General features: G+C 46.7%; 13 protein-coding genes. 9 read left to right on the top strand and 4 right to left on the bottom strand.

Annotated features, from left to right (window positions below; translation table 11 throughout):
• Nucleotides 1-10 precede the first annotated feature (10 nt).
• The 3 genes from H5300_RS09190 (at nt 11) to H5300_RS09180 (ending at nt 3666) form a co-directional block, all read left to right on the top strand.
• Complete coding sequence (locus H5300_RS09190; RefSeq protein WP_182795823.1) at nt 11-1522, top strand: ABC transporter substrate-binding protein; 1512 nt, start codon at nt 11-13, stop codon at nt 1520-1522.
• Between the two features lie 4 nt (nt 1523-1526).
• Nucleotides 1527-3263, top strand: a complete 1737-nt coding sequence (locus tag H5300_RS09185; RefSeq protein ID WP_182795822.1) for an ABC transporter permease subunit — start codon at nt 1527-1529, stop codon at nt 3261-3263.
• A 160-nt stretch (nt 3264-3423) separates the two neighbouring features.
• Nucleotides 3424-3666, top strand: a complete 243-nt coding sequence (locus tag H5300_RS09180) for a hypothetical protein (RefSeq protein ID WP_108195202.1) — start codon at nt 3424-3426, stop codon at nt 3664-3666.
• 118 nt (nt 3667-3784) lie between these two features.
• Here the strand turns inward: H5300_RS09180 and H5300_RS09175 are convergent, their stop codons facing one another.
• From H5300_RS09175 to H5300_RS09165, 3 genes are all read right to left on the bottom strand, one after another.
• Nucleotides 3785-6640, bottom strand: a complete 2856-nt coding sequence (locus tag H5300_RS09175; RefSeq protein ID WP_182795821.1) for an FAD-binding and (Fe-S)-binding domain-containing protein — start codon at nt 6638-6640, stop codon at nt 3785-3787.
• A 441-nt stretch (nt 6641-7081) separates the two neighbouring features.
• Nucleotides 7082-8221: an FMN-dependent L-lactate dehydrogenase LldD gene (gene lldD / locus H5300_RS09170; RefSeq protein ID WP_182795820.1), complete on the bottom strand. Its 1140-nt coding sequence runs from the start codon at nt 8219-8221 to the stop codon at nt 7082-7084.
• A gap of 336 nt (nt 8222-8557) precedes the next feature.
• Complete coding sequence (locus H5300_RS09165; protein ID WP_102496202.1) at nt 8558-10249, bottom strand: L-lactate permease; 1692 nt, start codon at nt 10247-10249, stop codon at nt 8558-8560.
• 247 nt (nt 10250-10496) lie between these two features.
• On the opposite strand from H5300_RS09165, the gene H5300_RS09160 reads away from it, so the two are divergent.
• Together H5300_RS09160 and H5300_RS09155 are read left to right on the top strand one after the other, a co-directional pair.
• Nucleotides 10497-11414 carry a LysR family transcriptional regulator gene (locus H5300_RS09160; protein WP_017081288.1) on the top strand — a complete coding sequence of 306 codons (918 nt, stop codon included), beginning with the start codon at nt 10497-10499 and terminating at the stop codon, nt 11412-11414.
• A gap of 11 nt (nt 11415-11425) precedes the next feature.
• A complete protein-coding gene (locus tag H5300_RS09155) occupies nt 11426-13486 on the top strand; it encodes a prolyl oligopeptidase family protein (RefSeq protein WP_182795819.1) in 2061 nt (686 codons plus the stop codon).
• A 29-nt stretch (nt 13487-13515) separates the two neighbouring features.
• Here H5300_RS09155 and H5300_RS09150 read toward each other — a convergent pair whose 3' ends face one another.
• Nucleotides 13516-13806, bottom strand: a complete 291-nt coding sequence (locus H5300_RS09150) for a hypothetical protein (RefSeq protein ID WP_017083010.1) — start codon at nt 13804-13806, stop codon at nt 13516-13518.
• Between the two features lie 53 nt (nt 13807-13859).
• Between H5300_RS09150 and H5300_RS09145 the strand changes: the two genes are divergently transcribed.
• The 4 genes from H5300_RS09145 to H5300_RS09130 all read left to right on the top strand — a co-directional run.
• Complete coding sequence (locus tag H5300_RS09145) at nt 13860-15200, top strand: carbohydrate porin (RefSeq protein WP_017089977.1); 1341 nt, start codon at nt 13860-13862, stop codon at nt 15198-15200.
• Nucleotides 15201-15399: 199 nt separating this feature from the next.
• Nucleotides 15400-17418, top strand: a complete 2019-nt coding sequence (locus H5300_RS09140; protein ID WP_182795818.1) for a methyl-accepting chemotaxis protein — start codon at nt 15400-15402, stop codon at nt 17416-17418.
• 447 nt (nt 17419-17865) lie between these two features.
• The gene (locus H5300_RS09135; RefSeq protein ID WP_182795817.1) at nt 17866-18873 is read left to right on the top strand and encodes a LacI family DNA-binding transcriptional regulator; all 1008 of its coding nucleotides are present in this window, start codon (nt 17866-17868) and stop codon (nt 18871-18873) included.
• An 18-nt stretch (nt 18874-18891) separates the two neighbouring features.
• Nucleotides 18892-19525, top strand: a 634-nt coding sequence (locus H5300_RS09130; protein ID WP_182795816.1) for an ABC transporter substrate-binding protein, incomplete at its 3' end; no start/stop codon positions are given.

Genomic DNA, 19525 nt, shown 5'->3' with positions numbered 1-19525 from the left:
AAAAATAACTATGCGTTTTAATTCAATCAAACTGGCTTGCGCGCTTGCGTTGGCTCTGCCTTTGACGGGCTGTTTTGACTCTCAACCAGAGTCTAGCGATGCCGCAGTCAAATCTGAAATTCGTGTTGCGATGATGCAGCCACCAAGAACGGGTTTGTCACCACTTTCTGATGATGCTTTTAAGTTATCTCGTTGGAGCACAGCTGAAACTCTGGTTAACCTGAGCCCAACCTCAGAAGCAGAACCAATGCTAGCGACTGATTGGAAACATCTTGATCCTCTGACTTGGCAGTTCACGATTCGCCAAGGCGTTAAATTCCACGATGGCTCTACATTAACCGCAGAATCCGTAGTGAACTCTTTGCAGAAAGCGCTTGAGGCTGCACCTAAACCACGCATTCTAGATGGTGTCGATCTCGAAGTGAAAGCGATGGACAACTACCGCGTAGAGATCAAGACCAGCTTTGATGACCCTCTTTTACCAAGCCGTTTATCAAGCCCTCAATTAGCGATTCTTGCAGCAAGTGCTTACCAAGAAGATGGCCGTGTTAGCCCAATGGGTGCTGGTACGGGCCCGTTTGAGTTGACTGAAATTAACGGTACAACCAGTGCGAAACTGAAACGTTTTGATGGCTACTGGGGTCAAAAAGCACAGGTTGAATCTGTGATTGCAGAATACGTTCCGAACGGTTTTGCGCGCGCTGCGGCTCTAAGAACAGGCACGGCAGACATCGTTGAAGCAGTGCCCGTTTCACAAATCGCGACCATTGATCCGAACCTACTTTATGAAGTGGCAATGCCTCGTACCAATACGCTTTACCTAAACAACAAGTCAGGCGTATTCAGCGATATTAACTTGCGTAAGGTAGCGGCTGCTGCGGTAGACCGTGAGCAAATCGTGAATACCGTTTATGAAAAACACGCGGATATTGCACAAGGTCTATTAGGTCCTGCTCTTGCTTGGGCTGAACCAATTCGACCTGAAGGTCAGGCAATCGACAAGACTCTAAAAGCAAACGGTGAAAGCATTGTTATCGGTACCTTTACCGACCGTGCTGAGCTTCCAGAAGTGGCTGCACTACTTAAACAGCAACTTGAAGCGGCTGGCTTTAACGTTGAGCTGGATATCCGTGAGTACGCTCAGATTGAAAACGATGCGTTATCAGGCAAGTTCGATGCGTTCATCCTTTCTCGTGCAACGGTTTTAGATTCTGGTGACCCAGTGGCTTACATGATGAGTGACTTTGGTTGTAAGGGTTCATTCAATCTTGGTCAATTCTGTTCTCAAGAAGTAGACCAAGCTCTGACTCACGCTGATCTGCAACCATTAGGTGCACTGCGTCAGCAAGCGATCATCGAAGCTGAGCAAAAAATCTTGAACGACTTCGCGGCTATTCCACTGCTTCACGAACGTGTGATTCAAGGTGAAAGCGAGCGCGTGAGCAATGTGGTTCGTGACCCAAGTGAGCGCCGTTTAGTTGACCAAACTACACAGATCAAACAAGCGAAACAGGCTAACTAAATAGATGCTATCTGCTGAGACTCTGCGTCGAACCTTATTTCTCTTGACGCCTTGGTTATCAAGAATCGCCTCACTGATTGTGGTGGTGATTCTTGTTGGCTTGATGCCTGACATTGCAGGCATCGACCCAAGCCAATCCATTCTGCGTGCGAGGGCGGGGCAACAACACCTGCTTACGCCTGAAGCTTTAGCAGCGGTACGCGCTGATCTTCAGCTTGACCGTTCGGCAAGCGAGCGCCTGATTGACTGGGTAGGAAGTGCTTTTTCGGGTGATCTAGGGAAATCATGGATTGATGGTTCTTCGGTTGCACTAGGCATTCAGAAAACAGCGTCGACGTCTCTGTTTCTGATGTCGAGCGCACTTGTGATGACTTTCGTGCTGTGCGGTGCAGGTTTGCTTTCTACTTTGCGCTGTTGGAAGAAGGGCAAACTAGGGCAGAGTTACAGCAGTTTAAGCACCGTATTAATATCCTTGCCAGAGTACGTGGTGGCCTCGGTATTAATACTGGTGTTCTCTATCTGGTTAGGTTGGCTGCCGCCGTATGGTTGGCAAAGTTGGCAAGACATATGGTTACCGAGTTTAGCGCTCGCACTGCCTGCTAGTGGCCTATTTAGCCGCCTACTCAGAGACAGTTTACAACGCGTTTTAAATGAACCTTGGGTGATCACTTGGCTCAGTGCCAACGTTCACTCTAACCAAATTATTCGCTTTGCGCTGAAAAGAGCGCTGAGCAGCCTGATCCCACAAATCGCGATGATCGTGATTGGTTTGACTGGTGGCGCGGTCGCGGTTGAGCTTATCTTCTCGATTCCGGGTATCGGGCGCATGATTCTAGGCGCAGCTAAGGCGCAAGACTTGCCGATGCTGCAAGGCGGCCTGCTGGTGCTGCTACTGTTTTCAATTGCTGTGAGCAGCATGAGCTTGTTTGTTCAACAGCTGATTCTGGGTCACAGTCTGAAAAGCGGTAAGCTCATTAGTAGCCACTCTTCGTTTCGTTTTACGCAGAGCCGTACCAAGCGTGCTGTTGCTTTTTCAATATTTTCGTTCCTGATTGCAATTGTAATTTGGGCTGCATTTCGTGACCCATACACCAGTCAGTTTGCTCGCCTAGCGGACCCTAGTTGGCAAGCACCATTGGGTGCGGATGGCATTGGCCGAGATCTGTTAGCGAGAATCGGCTCGGGCATGGTCTCGACCTTCCAAGCGGGCATCTTAGCAACGTTCTTGAGCTTGGTGACGGGCATCATAATGGGCTTCAATACTCGCTTTAGCCAAGGTCTTATCGAGATCACTAAAGGTATTCCTTACATCATTGCTGGCCTGTTGGTTGCTGGCTTAACGGGCATGAATCCGAACAGCGCATTAATCGCGATTGTATTGGTATCTTGGGCACCATTGGCGGCACATTGTTCAAGCTTGATCGTGGAAGCAAAGGCTCAACCTTATACGCATCTCGCGCCATTGTGGGGCACCAGCAAGCTTAGAATTTTCCGTTTCTATCTGCTGCCTTACGTGTTGCCACCGTTGTTAAGACACGCGATGTTGAGGCTGCCGGTGATTACGCTGAGCCTGACCTCACTGAGCTTCATCGGTTTAGGTGCCAAGCCACCTGAACCTGAGTGGGGTTTGATGATTGCAGAGAACCTACCTTACATCGAGCGCGCGCCATTGGCAGTCATGGGGCCAATCATTGGACTGATTCTGTTAGGCGCGGCCATTAACATGATGTTTGATGATTAGCGAAAAAGAACAGGCTGCTTAAGTTTTCGACGTGCTATTCGATTGAGTGTTCGATTTGGCATTTATGTTGTAACCTTGAGCCTGTTTTTTTGAATTGGCTTTCGGATCGGTTGTCGATCGGTTTTTAGCTTAGTTAAATGTTCAGCGTTAAGGATTCAACATGTATCTCGTTTTGTATTGCCACAATATTGGTATGACCGACTTTTCCTTCTTTGAAACGGAAGATTTCGATAAAGAAGAGGGCTATATCGTGCGAGGTAAGTGGCCGAACGAGAAAGCGTTTCGTGATTACTTAATCAAAGAGTTTGGTGACATGAGCGAATTTCAAGTGATCGACTTAATCGCCAAAGGTGCAGAAGCAGAACACTACTCACCAGAAGAGTTGGTGCGCTTATCTCTCTAACTGTCAACTCGTAACAACTAGCTAAATAACGTTTAAATCGAATAAAGAAATGGCAGCCTGATTGGGCTGCCATTTTTCGTTTTAGGTTTAAGTTAATACCTTTGCGCTATGAACGATGCTATTGCGCGACTTCGTCCACCAAGTACAAGATTGACTGATACGGAATACCACTGTGATGTGACAAACCGATCTCACAGGTTCGGCTGTTGCTGAAGCCACGAGTACAGTTGCTCGGCACTTGCTCTTTGAGTGGGTGTACCGCCGCTTCATTCAGCTCTGGAGTGGTAAAACCTTTATCACCCGCCCAACCACAGCATTGAATATGCTCAGGAACGATGACCTCTTCGGTACACGCTTTAGCAAGGCTCAACATCGCGCCTTCCAAGCCCATTCGACGAGAGCTACAAGTCACATGCAACATCACGGTTTCTTGCAGCGGCTCAAGTGTCAGGTGCTCAAGCAGGTATTGATTCACAAACCCTGTCGGCTCTAATACCTCTAACGGTTTGGTGAACTGTTCAATACTGCGTTTAGCACATGGGCTGGTATCCATTAAGACTGGGTATTCACCCTGACGACTGGCCTGCCACAACACTTCTTCGAGCTGTTGCGCTTTAGATTGGGCTAAATCGGTCATCCCTTTGCTGTCGTAAGGCATGCCACAACATTGGTCGTCTAGCTTCTTCGGAAGAATTACCTCAAATCCTGCTTTGTTAAGCAAAGACATGGTCACTTCAGTTAGAGGACGCTGGTCGCCCGCATCGCTTTGTTGTCCCATGGTTCGACTTGCACAGGAAGGGAGGTAAACCACCTTCTTATGATTGCTTGAGGATTCTGCCGTCACTGGTGATGGGACTAGCGAGTGACTATTGGATTGCGGCATCTCAGGCATCCAAACCGGCGTCGCGCCTTTGGTGATAGAGCGCAAGCCGTTAGTTAGCTTGCCGACAGTATTTGCGCCTAATACTTTGCTCGCTACTTGGTTGGTTTTGAGGCCAGCCTTGGTGAGTTTTGTAGTGGTCGAGAAATGATCCGCTGTCCACTTAGCGATTGGCGTAAATTTCTCGTACTTGGCAATACGAAGCTTTTTAATCAAATCACCGGTGTTGATTCCCACTGGACAACGTTCGGCACACAGGCCGGTTGCGGCGCAGGTATCAATGCCTTGGTATTCAAAGGTTTTCTCTAGTTCGCTTGCTTCTATCTCTTCACCCGCAGCTCGGCGGCGTTGTAACTCGCGGTACAGCACGATACGTTGGCGTGGCGATAGAGTTAAGGTACGAGACGGACAAACAGGCTCACAGAAGCCACATTCAATGCAGCGGTCGACAAGCTCGTCAGCAGCAGGCATTGGCTTCAAATTTGTGATGTGTGAATTCGGATTGTCGTTAATAATAACGCCGGGGTTGAGCAGTCTTTCTGGATCGAACAAGGCTTTGATTTGTTGCATCAAGGCGTAGCCGTCTTTACCCCATTCCAATTCGACATAAGGTGCCATGTTACGGCCAGTGCCATGTTCTGCTTTCAGTGAACCTTGGTATTTCACCGCGACCAGTTCGGCAACGTCATCCATGAAACCGCCGTAGCGATCGATTTCTGTTTGGCTATCAAAGCCTTGAGTAAATACAAAATGCAGATTGCCTTCGAGGGCATGGCCGAAAATAATCGCTTCGCTGTAGTCGTATTTATCGAACAGCTCTTGCAGCTCTCGAATGCCGTTAGCGAGGTTTTCGACAGGGAAAGCCACGTCTTCGATGATAACGGTTGTACCGACTTCACGAACCGCGCCAACCGCAGGGAACATGCCTTTTCGAATGCCCCACAGAGTTGCGACTGTCTTTGGATCGGAAGTGAAAGGCACCGATTCAACAATCGTGTATTCAGCTAATGCGTCCAAAATTGATTTACATTGTAAATCTAAGTCCGGCTGGGAGCTGGCGTGTGATTCAACCAAAATCGCTGCGGCTTCTAAATCCAAGTTCGGCATGAATGCAGGCATACCCGGTTTGTCAGCAACTGAACGCAGCGCTCTGCCGTCCATCAATTCAACGGCAGCAACGGGTGTTTTTGATAGCGTAGTAACGGCTTTACTGGCTTGCTCGATGTCGGCAAACACCAACAGCGCCGAAGCTTTGTTCGGGTGTTCGATTACCGTGTTGTAGGTAATCTCAGCAATGAAACCTAGTGTGCCTTCTGAGCCAATCATCAAGTGTTTGATGATCTCAATTGGATCGTGGTAATCGACCAAGGCATTCAGAGCGTAGCCAGTGGTGTTTTTGAGGCGGTACTTGTGGCGAATTCTGTCGGCGAGTTCTTGGTTTGAAGCTGTCTGTTGATGTAATTCGACAACGCCTTCAAACAGCTCTTTATGTGATAGCTTGAATGCTTCAACACTTGCGTTATCTGCCGTATCAAGCAGGGAGCCATCACTCAATACGATTTTCATGCTCTCAACGGTGCGATACGAGTTTTGCGCAGTACCACAACACATGCCACTGGCGTTGTTCGCGGCAATACCACCGATTTTACAGGTATTGATAGAGGCTGGATCTGGGCCGATTTTACGTTGGAAAGGGGCAAGGTATTTGTTGGCATCAGCGCCAATCACACCCGGTTGAAGGATGATCTGATTGCCGTTGTCGACGATTTCATGGCCACGCCAGTCGTCGGTCAGTGTGATGAGTACCGAGTCTGAAACGGCTTGTCCTGAAAGGCTAGTGCCCGCGGCGCGAAAGGTAAAATGAATGCCCAGTTCGCGACAGCTTTGAATGGTGAATATGACTTCGTCTAAGTTTTTAAGCCTTAGAACCATTTTCGGCACCAAGCGATAAAAACTCGCATCGGTGCCGTAGGCCAATCGCTTTGCCTCTTGAGTGACAATGCGTTCTGTTTCTATTTTTTGAGCCAGTATCGCTTCAAGCTGCTGATAAGCTTGTGCGTCTATTACTCGCTCATGGGATGTGGTTGTCTCCATCTTTGCTTCCTTGTGCTTCTTATTGGGCACTGGTGAGGGCGTGTTGACCTTTCGTGGTTAAATTTTGTTCGAGATAAAAGCGTTTTAATCGCGGCGAGGGGGAAGTAGCCTAGTCACTCTAAGCAAATTCCCCTCAACAAAGAGTAAAACGCTTTTAGCCGAACCCTTCGGGCAGCGTTTGCTGGCCATTTCTACTACGTTATCGGCTTCTCATGTAGGCTAGCTACACATCGACGCCTCTGCCTTGTATAAATACCCAGCAACTCGCTGCAAAAGTCAGCTCGAAAGATCAACACGCCCTAGTTTTTTATTTTGTTTTCCAGTGCTTAAACGGTGTCACAACGGCAGTGGAATTGCTGTGACACCGATTGAACTTCAGTCTAAGTAGACCAAAGCATTACTCTGAACCTGAATCTGAACCTAAATCAGAATCGTGGCCGCTTAATCTAGCCCTACCAAAGAATCACGAGTTAAGTCTTTGATTGTCTTGGCGCCAGTTAGAGTCATCGCAACGCGCATCTCTTTGTCATATAGGTCGAGTAGGTTCTCAACACCTGCTTGTCCTTGCGCTGCTAACGCGTAGACGAAAGAGCGACCAAGCAAGGTGCAGTCTGCGCCCATCGCCATCATGCGAACTACATCTAAGCCAGTACGAATGCCAGAGTCGACCAGAATCTTGGTGTCGCCTTTTACCGCATCTGCAATCGCAGGCAGTGCTTTAGCACTTGATAGAACACCATCAAGCTGACGACCGCCGTGGTTTGAAACTACGATACCGTCTGCGCCAAATCTCACGGCGTCTTTTGCATCTTCTTCATCAAGAATGCCTTTGATAACCATTGGGCCATCCCAGAAATCACGGATCCACTCTAGGTCTTTCCATGAAATTGATGGGTCGAAGTTATCACCTAACCAACCGATGTAGTCTTCCAGTTTGGTTGGAGAACCGCGATAAGTCGAAATGTTGCCAAGGTCGTGCGGTTTACCAAGTAGGCCAACATCAACTGCCCAGCTAGGATGACGCATAGATTGGAATACACGACGTATTGCTGCATTTGGACCACTCATTCCTGAGTGCATGTCACGGTAGCGAGCGCCGGGTACCGGCATGTCTACAGTAAATACAAGCGTTGTTACGCCAGCCGCTTTGGCACGTTCCAATACGTTCTTCATGAATCCACGATCTTTTAGTACGTAAAGTTGGAACCACATTGGGCGTTCAATCTTAGGTGCGACTTCTTCAATCGGACATACCGATACTGTCGACATCGTAAAAGGGATGCCTTTGTTGTCAGCCGCTTTAGCCGCCTGGACTTCGCCACGTCGTGCGTACATGCCTGTTAGGCCAACTGGAGCTAATGCAATCGGCATGGCCAGCTTTTCGCCAAACAACTCGGTTTCTAAATTTAGGTCTGACATGTCATTGAGGACACGTTGCTTGAGCGCGATCTCTGCAAGATCGGCGGTGTTGCGGCGTAGGGTATGTTCTCCGTAAGAACCGCCGTCAATGTAGTGGAAAAGAAACGGTGGTAATTTCACTTTTGCTGCGGCGCGGTAATCAGTCGATGCGGATATGATCATAATTTCAGTCCTAAATTCTTGGGATGTTGCCCTTCTCTGAGAGCTTGGCTTGGGCTGCTTTAATTCTTGAAAAGTAAGCGTTTGTTGTTTCTTAATCGGTGAAGCAACTCATCGATAAATAAAATAACCAGTGAAGCAATTAATCTATGAAGCAATTAACCTGTGAAGCAAATAAACAGTGAAACAGTGAAACAGTTAAGCAATAAAATGGCGTTAATACCCGGGGTGTTGATGTGTTTTAGTATCCATTCCGAAACTCATCAACTGTCTTATTAGACGGTGTTACAGTCGGGGAATTGAGTACTAACGCCAAGTGCTTTTGTAACGACTTATGGTTTACATAAGTGCGTCTGTCATTTTGAAGCCGTAGATAACCACTAGGCCGATGATTCCGGTCATCACCAAGTAGTAGAACGTTGGGATGATAGTCTTACGTAGTGTTGCGCCTTCGCGTCCTAACAAGCCTACGGTCGCCGATGCGGCTACCACGTTGTGAATCGCAATCATGTTACCTGCTGCTGCACCAACGGCTTGCAGAGCAACAACCACTGCACTAGAGATAGACAGTGTTTGTGCTACTTCGAATTGGAACTGGCTGAACATCATGTTTGAAACGGTGTTCGAACCTGCAATGAAGGCACCTAACGCACCCACCGTGGCACTTAACGCTGGGAATGCGCCGCCGACTAGGTCAGCTGCAAAGTTTGCAGTGGTTACTGGCATACTTGCTAAATCGGCACCGTTCACGCCAGAATTAATGAAGATACGAACCATTGGGATAGTGAACACCAACACAAAGCCAGCGCCTATCAGAGTTTTGCTCGACTCACCAAAGGCTTTAGCCAGTGGAGCTGCACTGCGAGATTGCATTAGAACCGCAACCAACGCGACGAAGACTAAGATGCCGCCTGGTAGATACAGAGGTTGAATCGCTGTGCTTACACCGGTCTCGCCAAGGATGTTGCTGAAAGAAAGGCTAACGCTCTTAAGTAGGCCTTTGAACTCAGGGCTCACACGGCTAGCAACTAGAGTGACAGCGAGCAGAACGTAAGGTGCCCATGCCATCGCCATGCTCATCTTTTTATGATCTTTGTTGTCGTCTAAATCGATCTTCAAAGAACCTAGCCATTCTGCTGGCCATTTATCTTCGCTTTCAAAATCCCATTTTGATTTAGGGACTAGGAAGCCGCGTTTTGCTGCTGTTACAACAATCGCAAGGCCAACCAAACCACCAATCAGTGATGGGAACTCAGCACCTAGGAAAACACCCGTTAGTGCGTAGGGAATAGTGAAAGCAGCACCGGCGAACAGTGCGAACGGCAGGATATCAAGACCTTCAGTCCAGCTTTTGTTCTTACCGAAGAAGCGAGTCAGCATCATCGCCATCAAGACAGGAATCATCACACCAACGCAGGCGTGGATGATTGCAACACTTGATGTGATCTGTTGTAGGTAAGCATCCCATGTTGAACCATTGGCAATCAGGCTTTCACCAATGTTGTGCGTATCCAAACCTTTGTTTACGCCAACAATGATAGGTGTACCAACCGCGCCGAATGATACTGGCGTAGATTGAATCATCATGCCCATCAGTACAGCGGCTAATGCTGGGAAGCCGATGGCAACCAACAATGGAGCGGCGATTGCAGCCGGTGTGCCGAAGCCAGATGCGCCCTCAATGAATGAACCAAAACACCAAGCGATGATGATCGCTTGTACACGACGGTCTGCTGATATGTCAGTAAATCCGTTGCGGATGGTGGTGATAGCTCCGGTGTGTTTCAAAGTGTTTAATAAGAAGATGGCGCCAAACACAATCCAGAGAACCGACACGGTAATGCCGAAGCCTTGGAATACTGAAGCCAGCACGCGAGTGCTAGACATATCCCATGCGAATAGGGCGATAGCAACGGTTAATGCAAATGCCACTGGCATCGCTTTTTTTGCAGGCCAGTTAAGGCCAACCAGCAGAATCGCTGCAACAACTATTGGCGAAAAGGCCAATAATGCTAGTAGAGTTTCACTCATGGGTACTTCCTCGTACTTGTTTTCAAACGTTCATGTTTGAAGTGAATAACACGTCATTAGTTTTGTAGGTGTAATCTGAATCTCGAGGATTCAATTGTTGTAATTAGAGTCGCTTTATTTATAACCGATGTGATTGCAAAAGCTGTTTTTGTAATTGTTTTGTTAATTTGGCGTGAATTTACCCCTTTATTTTTTATTGATATAGGGAAATAATGAAAATAATTAATTCCAAAATTGGCATAATCAAATGCGAGCAGACGATTTGATCCTGTTTTCACAGGTAGTAGAGCTGGGCAGTTTTAGTAAGGTGGCAGAACAAAATAACCTTACAAATTCGGTAGTTAGTAAGAGAATTGCGCGTTTGGAGGAAGAGATTGGCGTGCAGCTATTATATCGAACCACGCGTAAATTGACGCTGACTGAGGCGGGTAAGGCAATGTTACACGGAGCCAAAAATGTGAAGCAGGCGGCTCAAGAGGCTATGGATGCAGTTTCAGGCTTTGGTGAAAATGTTAGTGGTCATATCAAAATGTCAGTGCCTACTATCTCCGGAGATTTGATTCTCGCAGACGCTGTTGCCGAGTTTTGTAATATGCACCCAGGTTTAACGGTCGATATGTCTCTTAACAATCGCTTTGTTGATCTGGTCGATGATGGTCTCGACTTGGTTATTCGAACCGGCTACTTGGAAGACTCCAGCTTAATTGCCCGTCATATCTTGGACTCTCAATGGGTGGTATGTGCTTCTCCGTCTTATATCGCTAAGAATGGTAAGCCGATGCAGCCCAAGGATTTGGTTGAGCACAATTGTCTGCAATACGCTTATCAAACAACGGGTGCCAGTGAGTGGCAATTTCTGCATAGCAAAGATGGCTTTACCGATAACGATAAATACATAGTGCGCGTCTCGGGCTCTTTTTCTACCGATAATGCGACGGCATTAAGAAAGGCGGCGTTGGGCGGTCATGGGGTCGCGTATGTACCGCGCTGTTTGGTTTATCACGACATTCGTAACGGCCAGTTGGTGGATATCTTCCCTGATTTAGTGGGCAAGAAGCTCGGTATTTATGCGGTGTACCCCTTTACGCGCCAGCCACCGAACAAGATTAAGTTATTGATTGAACACATCAGAACGCGTTACCTGACGATTTCACATTATTTTTAATAAGGATCACGATGAGCTATTTAAAAGAGTATCAATATCCAGTCACCAACAAACAGATCGTCAGCGATGACTATTTTGATCAGATAGTTGAAGACCCTTATCGCTGGTTAGAAGACGACAGAAGCGACGAAACCGCGCAGTGGGTGGCGAGCCAAAATGAGGTCACGTTCGATTACCTTGCTCAAATTCCGTATCGCGCTGAACTGCGAGAGCGATTAGCGAAAGCGCAAGACTACAAAAAGAGCTCGCAGCCGTTTGCTCGAGGTGAGTACACCTATTTCTATAAGAACGATGGCCTGCAGAATCACAGCATTCTCTATCGTCACAAAGAAGGGCAACAAGAAGAAATTTTCCTAGATCCGAACACTTTCTCGGAAGATGGCACCACATCACTGGGTTCGGTGTCGTTTTCTAAAGATTACAGCCTAGTGGCGTACAGTATTTCAGAGGGTGGTAGCGACTGGCGCAAGATTTTTGTTATCGATACCGAGACTAAACAGCAGCTTGAAGTCGAAATCACCGATGCGAAGTTCACCGGCATTTCTTGGTTGGGTAATCGTGGCTTTTATTACTCTAGTTACGACAAGCCAGACGGCAGCCAGCTTTCTGCACGTACCGAACAGCACAAACTTTACTTCCATGAGTTGGGTACAGAGCAAGCTAGCGACAAAGTGGTTTTTGGCGAGAACAACGCTGAGCAGCACCGCTATGTATCAGGCTATACCACCGAAGACGACCGTTACTTGATCATTCTTGGGCGAGAGTCGACATCGGGTAACAGGCTGTTCTATATCGATTTAAACTCACCAGAACAACAGCTGAACACGCTGATTGACCATGTGGATAGCGATACGTACCTCATCGATAACCAAGATGAAGTCTTCATTTTATACACCAATCTCGATGCGCCTAATGGCAAGGTGGTGAGCTTTGATACTCGCGATAGGAAATGGCTCGATATCATTCCTGAAAAGCCACAGCCGTTAGATATCAGCACGGGCGGTGGTTACTTGTTTGCTCATTACATGGTCGATGTGGTGTCTAAGATTGAGCAGCTGGATTACCAAGGCAATCTGGTTCGTGAAATTCATTTACCTGGGCTAGGAACGGCTAGTGGTTTGGGTGGTAAAAAAGAGCAAACCCAGCTTCATTACACCTTTACCAACTATGTAACGTCGCCAACGATTTTCTCTTTTGATGTTGAATCTGGAAGCTCTGAAATCTACCAACGCTCTGAGTCTCCGTTTGAGTCGGATCAATTTGAGTCTAAACAAGTCTTCTATACCTCGAAGGATGGCACTCAGGTTCCGATGCTTATCTCTTACAAGAAGGGATTAGTGTTAGACGGCAATAATCCAACTATGTTGTACGCCTATGGTGGCTTTAACGTTAGCCTAACGCCTTCTTTCTCTGGCACGGTTGGCAGTTGGCTAGAACTGGGTGGCGTATATGCGGTGCCAAATCTGCGTGGCGGTGGTGAGTATGGTAAGGCGTGGCACAAAGCCGGAACTCAGCAGAAAAAGCAGAATGTCTTTGACGACTTCATTGCTGCTGCGGAGTTCTTAATCGAAGAAAACTACACGTGCAGCGATAAGTTAGCGATTCGCGGCGGTTCTAACGGCGGTTTGTTGGTAGGCGCTTGCATGACACAAAGGCCTGAGCTGTTCCAAGTGGCTTTACCTGCGGTTGGGGTGTTGGACATGTTGCGTTACCACACATTCACGTCTGGCGAAGGCTGGGCGTACGATTACGGCACGTCAGCGCAAAATAAAGAGATGTTCGAATACCTGCTGGGTTACTCCCCGGTTCATAACGTTGTACGAGGTGTCGATTACCCAGCAACACTGGTTACGACCGCTGATCACGACGACCGTGTGGTGCCAGCGCACTCTTATAAGTTCATTGCAGAGCTGCAAGACAAGCATGAAGGTGGCGCGCCTGTGATGATTCGTATTGATGTTAATGCAGGGCATGGGGCAGGTATGCCGCTGAGTAAAGCTATCGACCTCACTGCTGATATCTACGCATTTACTCTGTTCAATATGGGAATTGAGTCTCTAGATTCATTGTAGCGAATTCTTGATTTTAGATAACTGGGTATTTAACTCAGACCAAAAAGCCTCAAAATCTGCCTTAGATTTTGAGGTTTTTCATATATATGAAAACCAATCAAATTCACACCTCGTTCTCTTTGCTTTTCGACACTCTTTTCCGTGATAGCCGCCACCATTACTGATGAAATGAAAGCGATTTCAAGCTGATATTTTACGCATTTTTCACTATAACCTGTTGATCTAAAATCAGTAGTTTTCGTCATGGATTTTCTAAAAGTTTCATGGCATTTAAGCTGATTTATCAGTGTGAACAGCGACCAACTTTTCAACTCTTTCATTGCTTAATATTTCCCTGTTCGATGAAAACTCAAAAAAATAATAGGGAAATACAATGCAAAAATTTAAGCTTTTGCCAATAACGGTCGCAGTGGCGGCATCGCTTGCTTCACTCTCTTCTTTTGCTGCTGATACTAATATCGAAGCATTAGAAAAACGAATCCAAGAGTTAGAATCTAAGGTTGTTGATATTGATTATGTTAATGATCAACAACCCGCAGTTTTAACAGCAGAAACTAAGGTGCCAGATGGCATCGTCTTCTCTGGTTATGCTCGTTACGGCGCTCACTACAAGAGCGGTGATGAGCGGTACGTAGACATCGGTACAACAGGTCGTTCTGTCGGTCGTTTGGGTAACGAAGCTAATGGTGGTGAGGTTCAGCTAGCTAAGCTTTTCCAAGCTGACAATGGTGCGATTTGGGACATCGTATTCATGGCTGACCACTGGGAAGCAGACGCTTGGGCTGACGACGGCGGCCTGAGTATGAAAAAAATGTACGCAGGTGTAACTAACGTATTTGAAAGCCAACCAGAACTTTATATGTGGGCTGGTCGCGACTTCCATCAACGTCCGCAACAAGGTTTGAACGATTACTTCTGGATGACACACGATGGTCAAGGCGCTGGCTTTAACAACCTAGATTTCGGCGGCGCTAAGCTAGATATGGGCTTTGTTGGCCAAGTGAAAGGCGGCCTCGTAAATGACAATGGCCGATACGCCGTGACAGCGAAGCTACACAGTATTGACGCAGGTATTGGTAATCTGGATTTTTACGCGAACTACGGTTTTGCATCGAGCGAAGCGGATACGTCTACGACGACTGAGTACGTATACGATCCAGTGACAGATTCAATGCAGCCTGTCGTGACTCAAGGACAAAAAGTCAGTGATGAAACGGCCTACCTAGTAGGTGCAACATTAGGCTTGGGTGAGTCTAACAAGTTGGTTGTTAAGTACGGTGACGGTGCCGATTCATCGGTATATGACCTTAAAGGTGATTACCAGACTTTGTATGCAAGTGTTGAGGGTAGCTACGCTGCATCTGAACAGTTCATCATTGATTACTTAGTGTCTTACAAAGACAATTCTGGCTCAGACTTAGATCGTGAGAATACTGAATACGCGGGTATCGTTCGTCCACAGTACCAATGGGATGATGTTCACTCTACATGGTTAGAAGCTGGCTACGGCATGGTTGATTACGATGACGACGGTGAAGAGAATGCGTGGAAGGTAACGCTGTCTCAAAACGTTTCTCTAGGTGGCTTACCTTGGAGCCGTCCAATGCTTCGCTTCTACACAACCGTGGGTGATGTAGAAACGAAAGGCAACACAGTGAAGACAACCAATGTTGATACATTGTCGTTCGGCGCAATGTTTGAAGCTTGGTGGTAATCACAGGTATAGAAAGCGCTGTTCTTTGAATTCGGCATATTTTCAAAGAGCCATGCTTTCAAATATCTATGCTTGTTAAGAGCACGTAATACTGTCCATTTTAGCCCTAAAGGCAGATTGATTAGGGCACGTTTCAATTAACTCCATTCTTGGGCACATTTTTGTGCCCTTTTTTTCGCCACTAGATCAAGGAATAACGATGAGACTTTCTTCCATCGTGTCTCGAGTTTATTTAGGTTTCTTCACGCTGATCGTGATCATGCTTGGTAGCGCATGGTTGAGTATTAGCAGCAACAAGAACATAACCTCACACATCGAAACCATCACTCAACAAGCCACTCCTTTAATGCTCCAATCCTCCACGCTCACCATCCGTTTTTTGGATATTAATCGCAGCACTACTCCCTATTTATCCGCCAACTACATTGATGAGCTCGAACCGCTGAAACAAACCGTTTTGAGTAATATCGAGCGATATCAGCAGCAGTTAAATTGGTTTGATGGCAAGGCTGAATCGGGCTCACCACTTGAACCCATGCTCCAAAATATTGAAGAAGCGGGCGTTGCCACCATCAATAAGATAGAACAGTCCTTAAACTTATACGTCTCTTATTTGGATAGTAAAGATCTCGGTTCGATGGGTCAGGAACAATTTCAATCTGTGGTAGGACAACTCAATAACACCTTGGTTAATCAATTGGCGAGTACGAGTTCGGGCAACACGCAAAAAGCGGTAGAAGCCTTGTTGGTTCAGTTGAGTTTGATTGCAGCAGAAGCGAATGAAGCTTTTTCTCTGCAAACGTCATCGGAGGTTCGTGGTGTTGAGCGTCGCCTACAAAGCCGTAAAGAGCGATTCGAACAAGCTGTATCAGACTTGGATAATCTGGACTCATCTTTGCTACGCCGCAGTAAACAGTCTTTATCACTGCTCGCTTCACATGTATTTTCAGCGCAAGGATCTGTGTCAACGCATATGGAAACCGTGAAGCTACATGAGAGCATTGCTCAGCAAAGAGTGGAGATCGAACAGCTCATTGATGTGCAGTTAAGCCATTTTGATGAGCTTTCTATGTACGCGGAAGACACGGCTAAACGTTTATATAACGAGTCGATGGACTTCTCTCATCAAGCACTCTTGATGCAGGCCATCATTGCTATTGGGTCGGTTTTTATTGCGCTGCTAATCGGGCTGAACATTGCTAAAGGGATTCGCAAGCCAAGTAAATTACTGCAAAGTGCACTAGACCAAGTCGCCAAAAAAGACTTGAGCGTGATGGTTCAGTATCAAGCCAATAATGAATTTGGTTTGGTGAGCGATAAAGTCAATTTGGTGATCAGTCACCTGACCCAAATGATTGACAACATGCGCCACTCCTCAACACGTTTAAAGGAAGCTTCCCTTGAGAACCAAAGCACCAGTCGTTCTTTGAGTGAAGCGATGCAAGAACAAACCAATCAAACGGTGATGGTAGCGACAGCGATGGAACAAATTGAGTGCTCAGTGACGGAAATCACTCAGGCGGCCAACCAAACTCTAACGCTAGTGACCGACGCGGTATCCAGTTCCAGTGATGGCCAGAAGACCATGGATAAAAGCGTCGAATTGATGGGCAGCCTAGAAAATAAGCTGGCGGAATCAACGGCGACCATTGGTCAGCTTGAAAGCGAAAGCGCCAGTATTGGGTCCATTCTGGATGTGATATCTGGGATCTCTGAGCAAACCAATCTACTGGCGTTGAATGCCGCCATAGAAGCCGCGCGAGCTGGAGAACAAGGGCGTGGTTTCTCTGTGGTTGCGGATGAAGTTCGCGTGCTAGCAGCCAAAACCAATGCTTCTACGCAAGAGATACACAACAAGATCGAGCAGTTGCAAACTAGCTCTAAACTGGCGGTTGAACAGATCAATCAGTGCGTGGTGGGTATGGTTCAATGCGTAGAACAAACCGGCGAAGTGAATCACTCGATATCGACGGTGTCTGATCTGCTTAATGAGGTTGAGCAAAGGAGTCATCAAATCGCGACCGCGACGACAGAGCATCAAGTCGTTGCCTCTCAAGTCACTCAAAATATCAGTCAGATACACACTTTGGCTGAAGATAACTCGCAACGTTCCCAAGTGCTTTTTTCCCACGGTCAACAGCTTGAAACCATGTCGCAACAGCAATTCTCATTAACTCAAGAGTTTAAGTTAGCGGAATCATCTAATCACAAAGATTAGAGCCAGTTAATTTCTTCTATGATTTCACGCCCAGCCTTCCGCTGGGCGTTTTCGTATCTGGTTTTTCTGATGAAAAGGCTTTGAGCTAAAAATTACCGTGAAATGTTCTCATACAATTTCGAAAGGCCATTGAAATAACAAGGTCACTTTCCCCGTGTATATTGCCGTCAGCTGCGGATTCATCATCAAATGACGTTTTAAAAAAATGGATTTAGGCGGACTTGTTTGACCTGACGAACAAGTAACCGAACACCATCTTGATAATATGAACAATAATCTCATGAAACAGTTTCATGGTGTGAAGTTAATCTGTAAGCGCTTTCATGATTTCCACAACTGGCCTTTTTACCTCCAACTTTAGTGTTATGACACTCACTTCAACCAAGACGCCTTTCTTTAATAATCGTTTTGTAAGCGGTTACAAGCTAATGAAGTATCGAGGTTCGAGTGGCAACAATTAAACACGTATCAGAACATGCAGGTGTGTCTCAGGCGACAGTGTCTAGGGTTATTAATGGCACTAGCAGAGTCAGTCATGACAAGAAGTTAAAGGTTGAAAAAGCGATCAAAGAATTGGGTTATCGCCCGAACTCTATCGCTCAAGCCTTGGCTTCAAGTCGTACTGGTAGTGTGGGTGTTGTTGTTCCAGAACTTGGCGGTTCTTTCTATTCAGGCATTTTGCATTGCATAGAAGAGAACCTACGCCGCTTTGGTTACCACGCTGTGGTAACAGCGGGTTCGAATACTGAGCAAGGGCAACGTGAGTCTGTGGAGTTTCTGTTGGGGCGTCGTGTTGATGCTTTGATTCTTCATACTCAACTGCTCAGTGATGATTATTTAATTGAATTGGAAGAACTGGGGACCCCTGTGGTTTTAATTAACCGCTTCATCCCAGAAATGGCGATGAGTTGCATTGATATTGATAACGAAGTCGGGGGGCTACTCGCTACTCAATATCTTTTGCAAAAGGGACATACAGATATCGCGTGTATTACCGGGCCTTTAGATAAAGCAGATGCTAGGGGGCGTTTGCAGGGGTATCGAAAGGCCTTGGAAGAAGCGGGTGTGCCATACGATGAAGCATTAGTCTCGGAAGCGGGCTTTACTGAAGAGACGGGCATCAGTGCTATGAAGAAGCTGATTAATCGTAAGTGTCATTTCACAGCAGTATTTGCTTCGAATGACCACATGGCATTTGGCGCCTTCGAGGTGTTGCATCAAGAGGGACTGTCTGTTCCTAAAGATGTATCACTGGTGGGCTTCGATAACACCATCTTCGCGCGCTATCTGACCCCTAGTTTGACCACCATTAATTTCCCTATTGAAGAGATGAGCGTTGAAGCAGTACAGCTCACTCTACAGAAGCTAAAAAAAATAAAACATGACGTGAACTTTAAATTGCTGCCGACGTTGGTCACTAGAAACTCGGTATCGGATTTACCAGTTACCCTATAAAAATATTAAGGATAGAACATGAAATTTAAGACCTTAGCGCTTTCATGCGCGGTTGCTTTAGGATTAGGTACAACAGCTGCAAATGCAGCAGACAAAGAAATTCGTTTCGACGGTTTCCCTGATTTCGATAGCAGCCTGAAGGTATTACTGCCTGATTTCGAAAAGGAAACGGGTATCAAAGTTGATTACCTTATGAACAACCACGGTGACCACCACACGAAACTCACAACGAACCTTGCAACGGGCTCTGGTGCCGGTGATGTGATTGTTGTCGACGTTGAGAAAATTGGTCCATTCGTGGGTTCTGGCGGCCTAGTTAACCTGTCTGAAAACTACGGTGCAGATAAATACGAAGAGCGATTCGCACCTTACGCATGGGCACAAGGTAAAGGCGCTGACGGCGACATGTATGGTATCCCTGTCGACCTAGGTCCAGGTGTTATGTACTACCGTACCGACGTATTCGAAAAAGCGGGCATTGATGTAGAAGAAGCAATCAAAGATTGGGATTCATACATTGCTGCTGGTGAAAAACTGAAAGAGCAAAACGTACAACTTATCGCTTCGGCAGCCGACGTGGCACAAGCGATTATCTTCACGACCGTTCCTGAAGGTGAAGGTCTGTATTTCGATAAAGATGGCAACCCAGTGG

This window comes from Vibrio sp. SG41-7 (assembly GCF_014164465.1).
Taxonomy (GTDB): domain Bacteria; phylum Pseudomonadota; class Gammaproteobacteria; order Enterobacterales; family Vibrionaceae; genus Vibrio; species Vibrio splendidus.
This window is presented reverse-complemented; position numbering and strand designations above follow the sequence as displayed.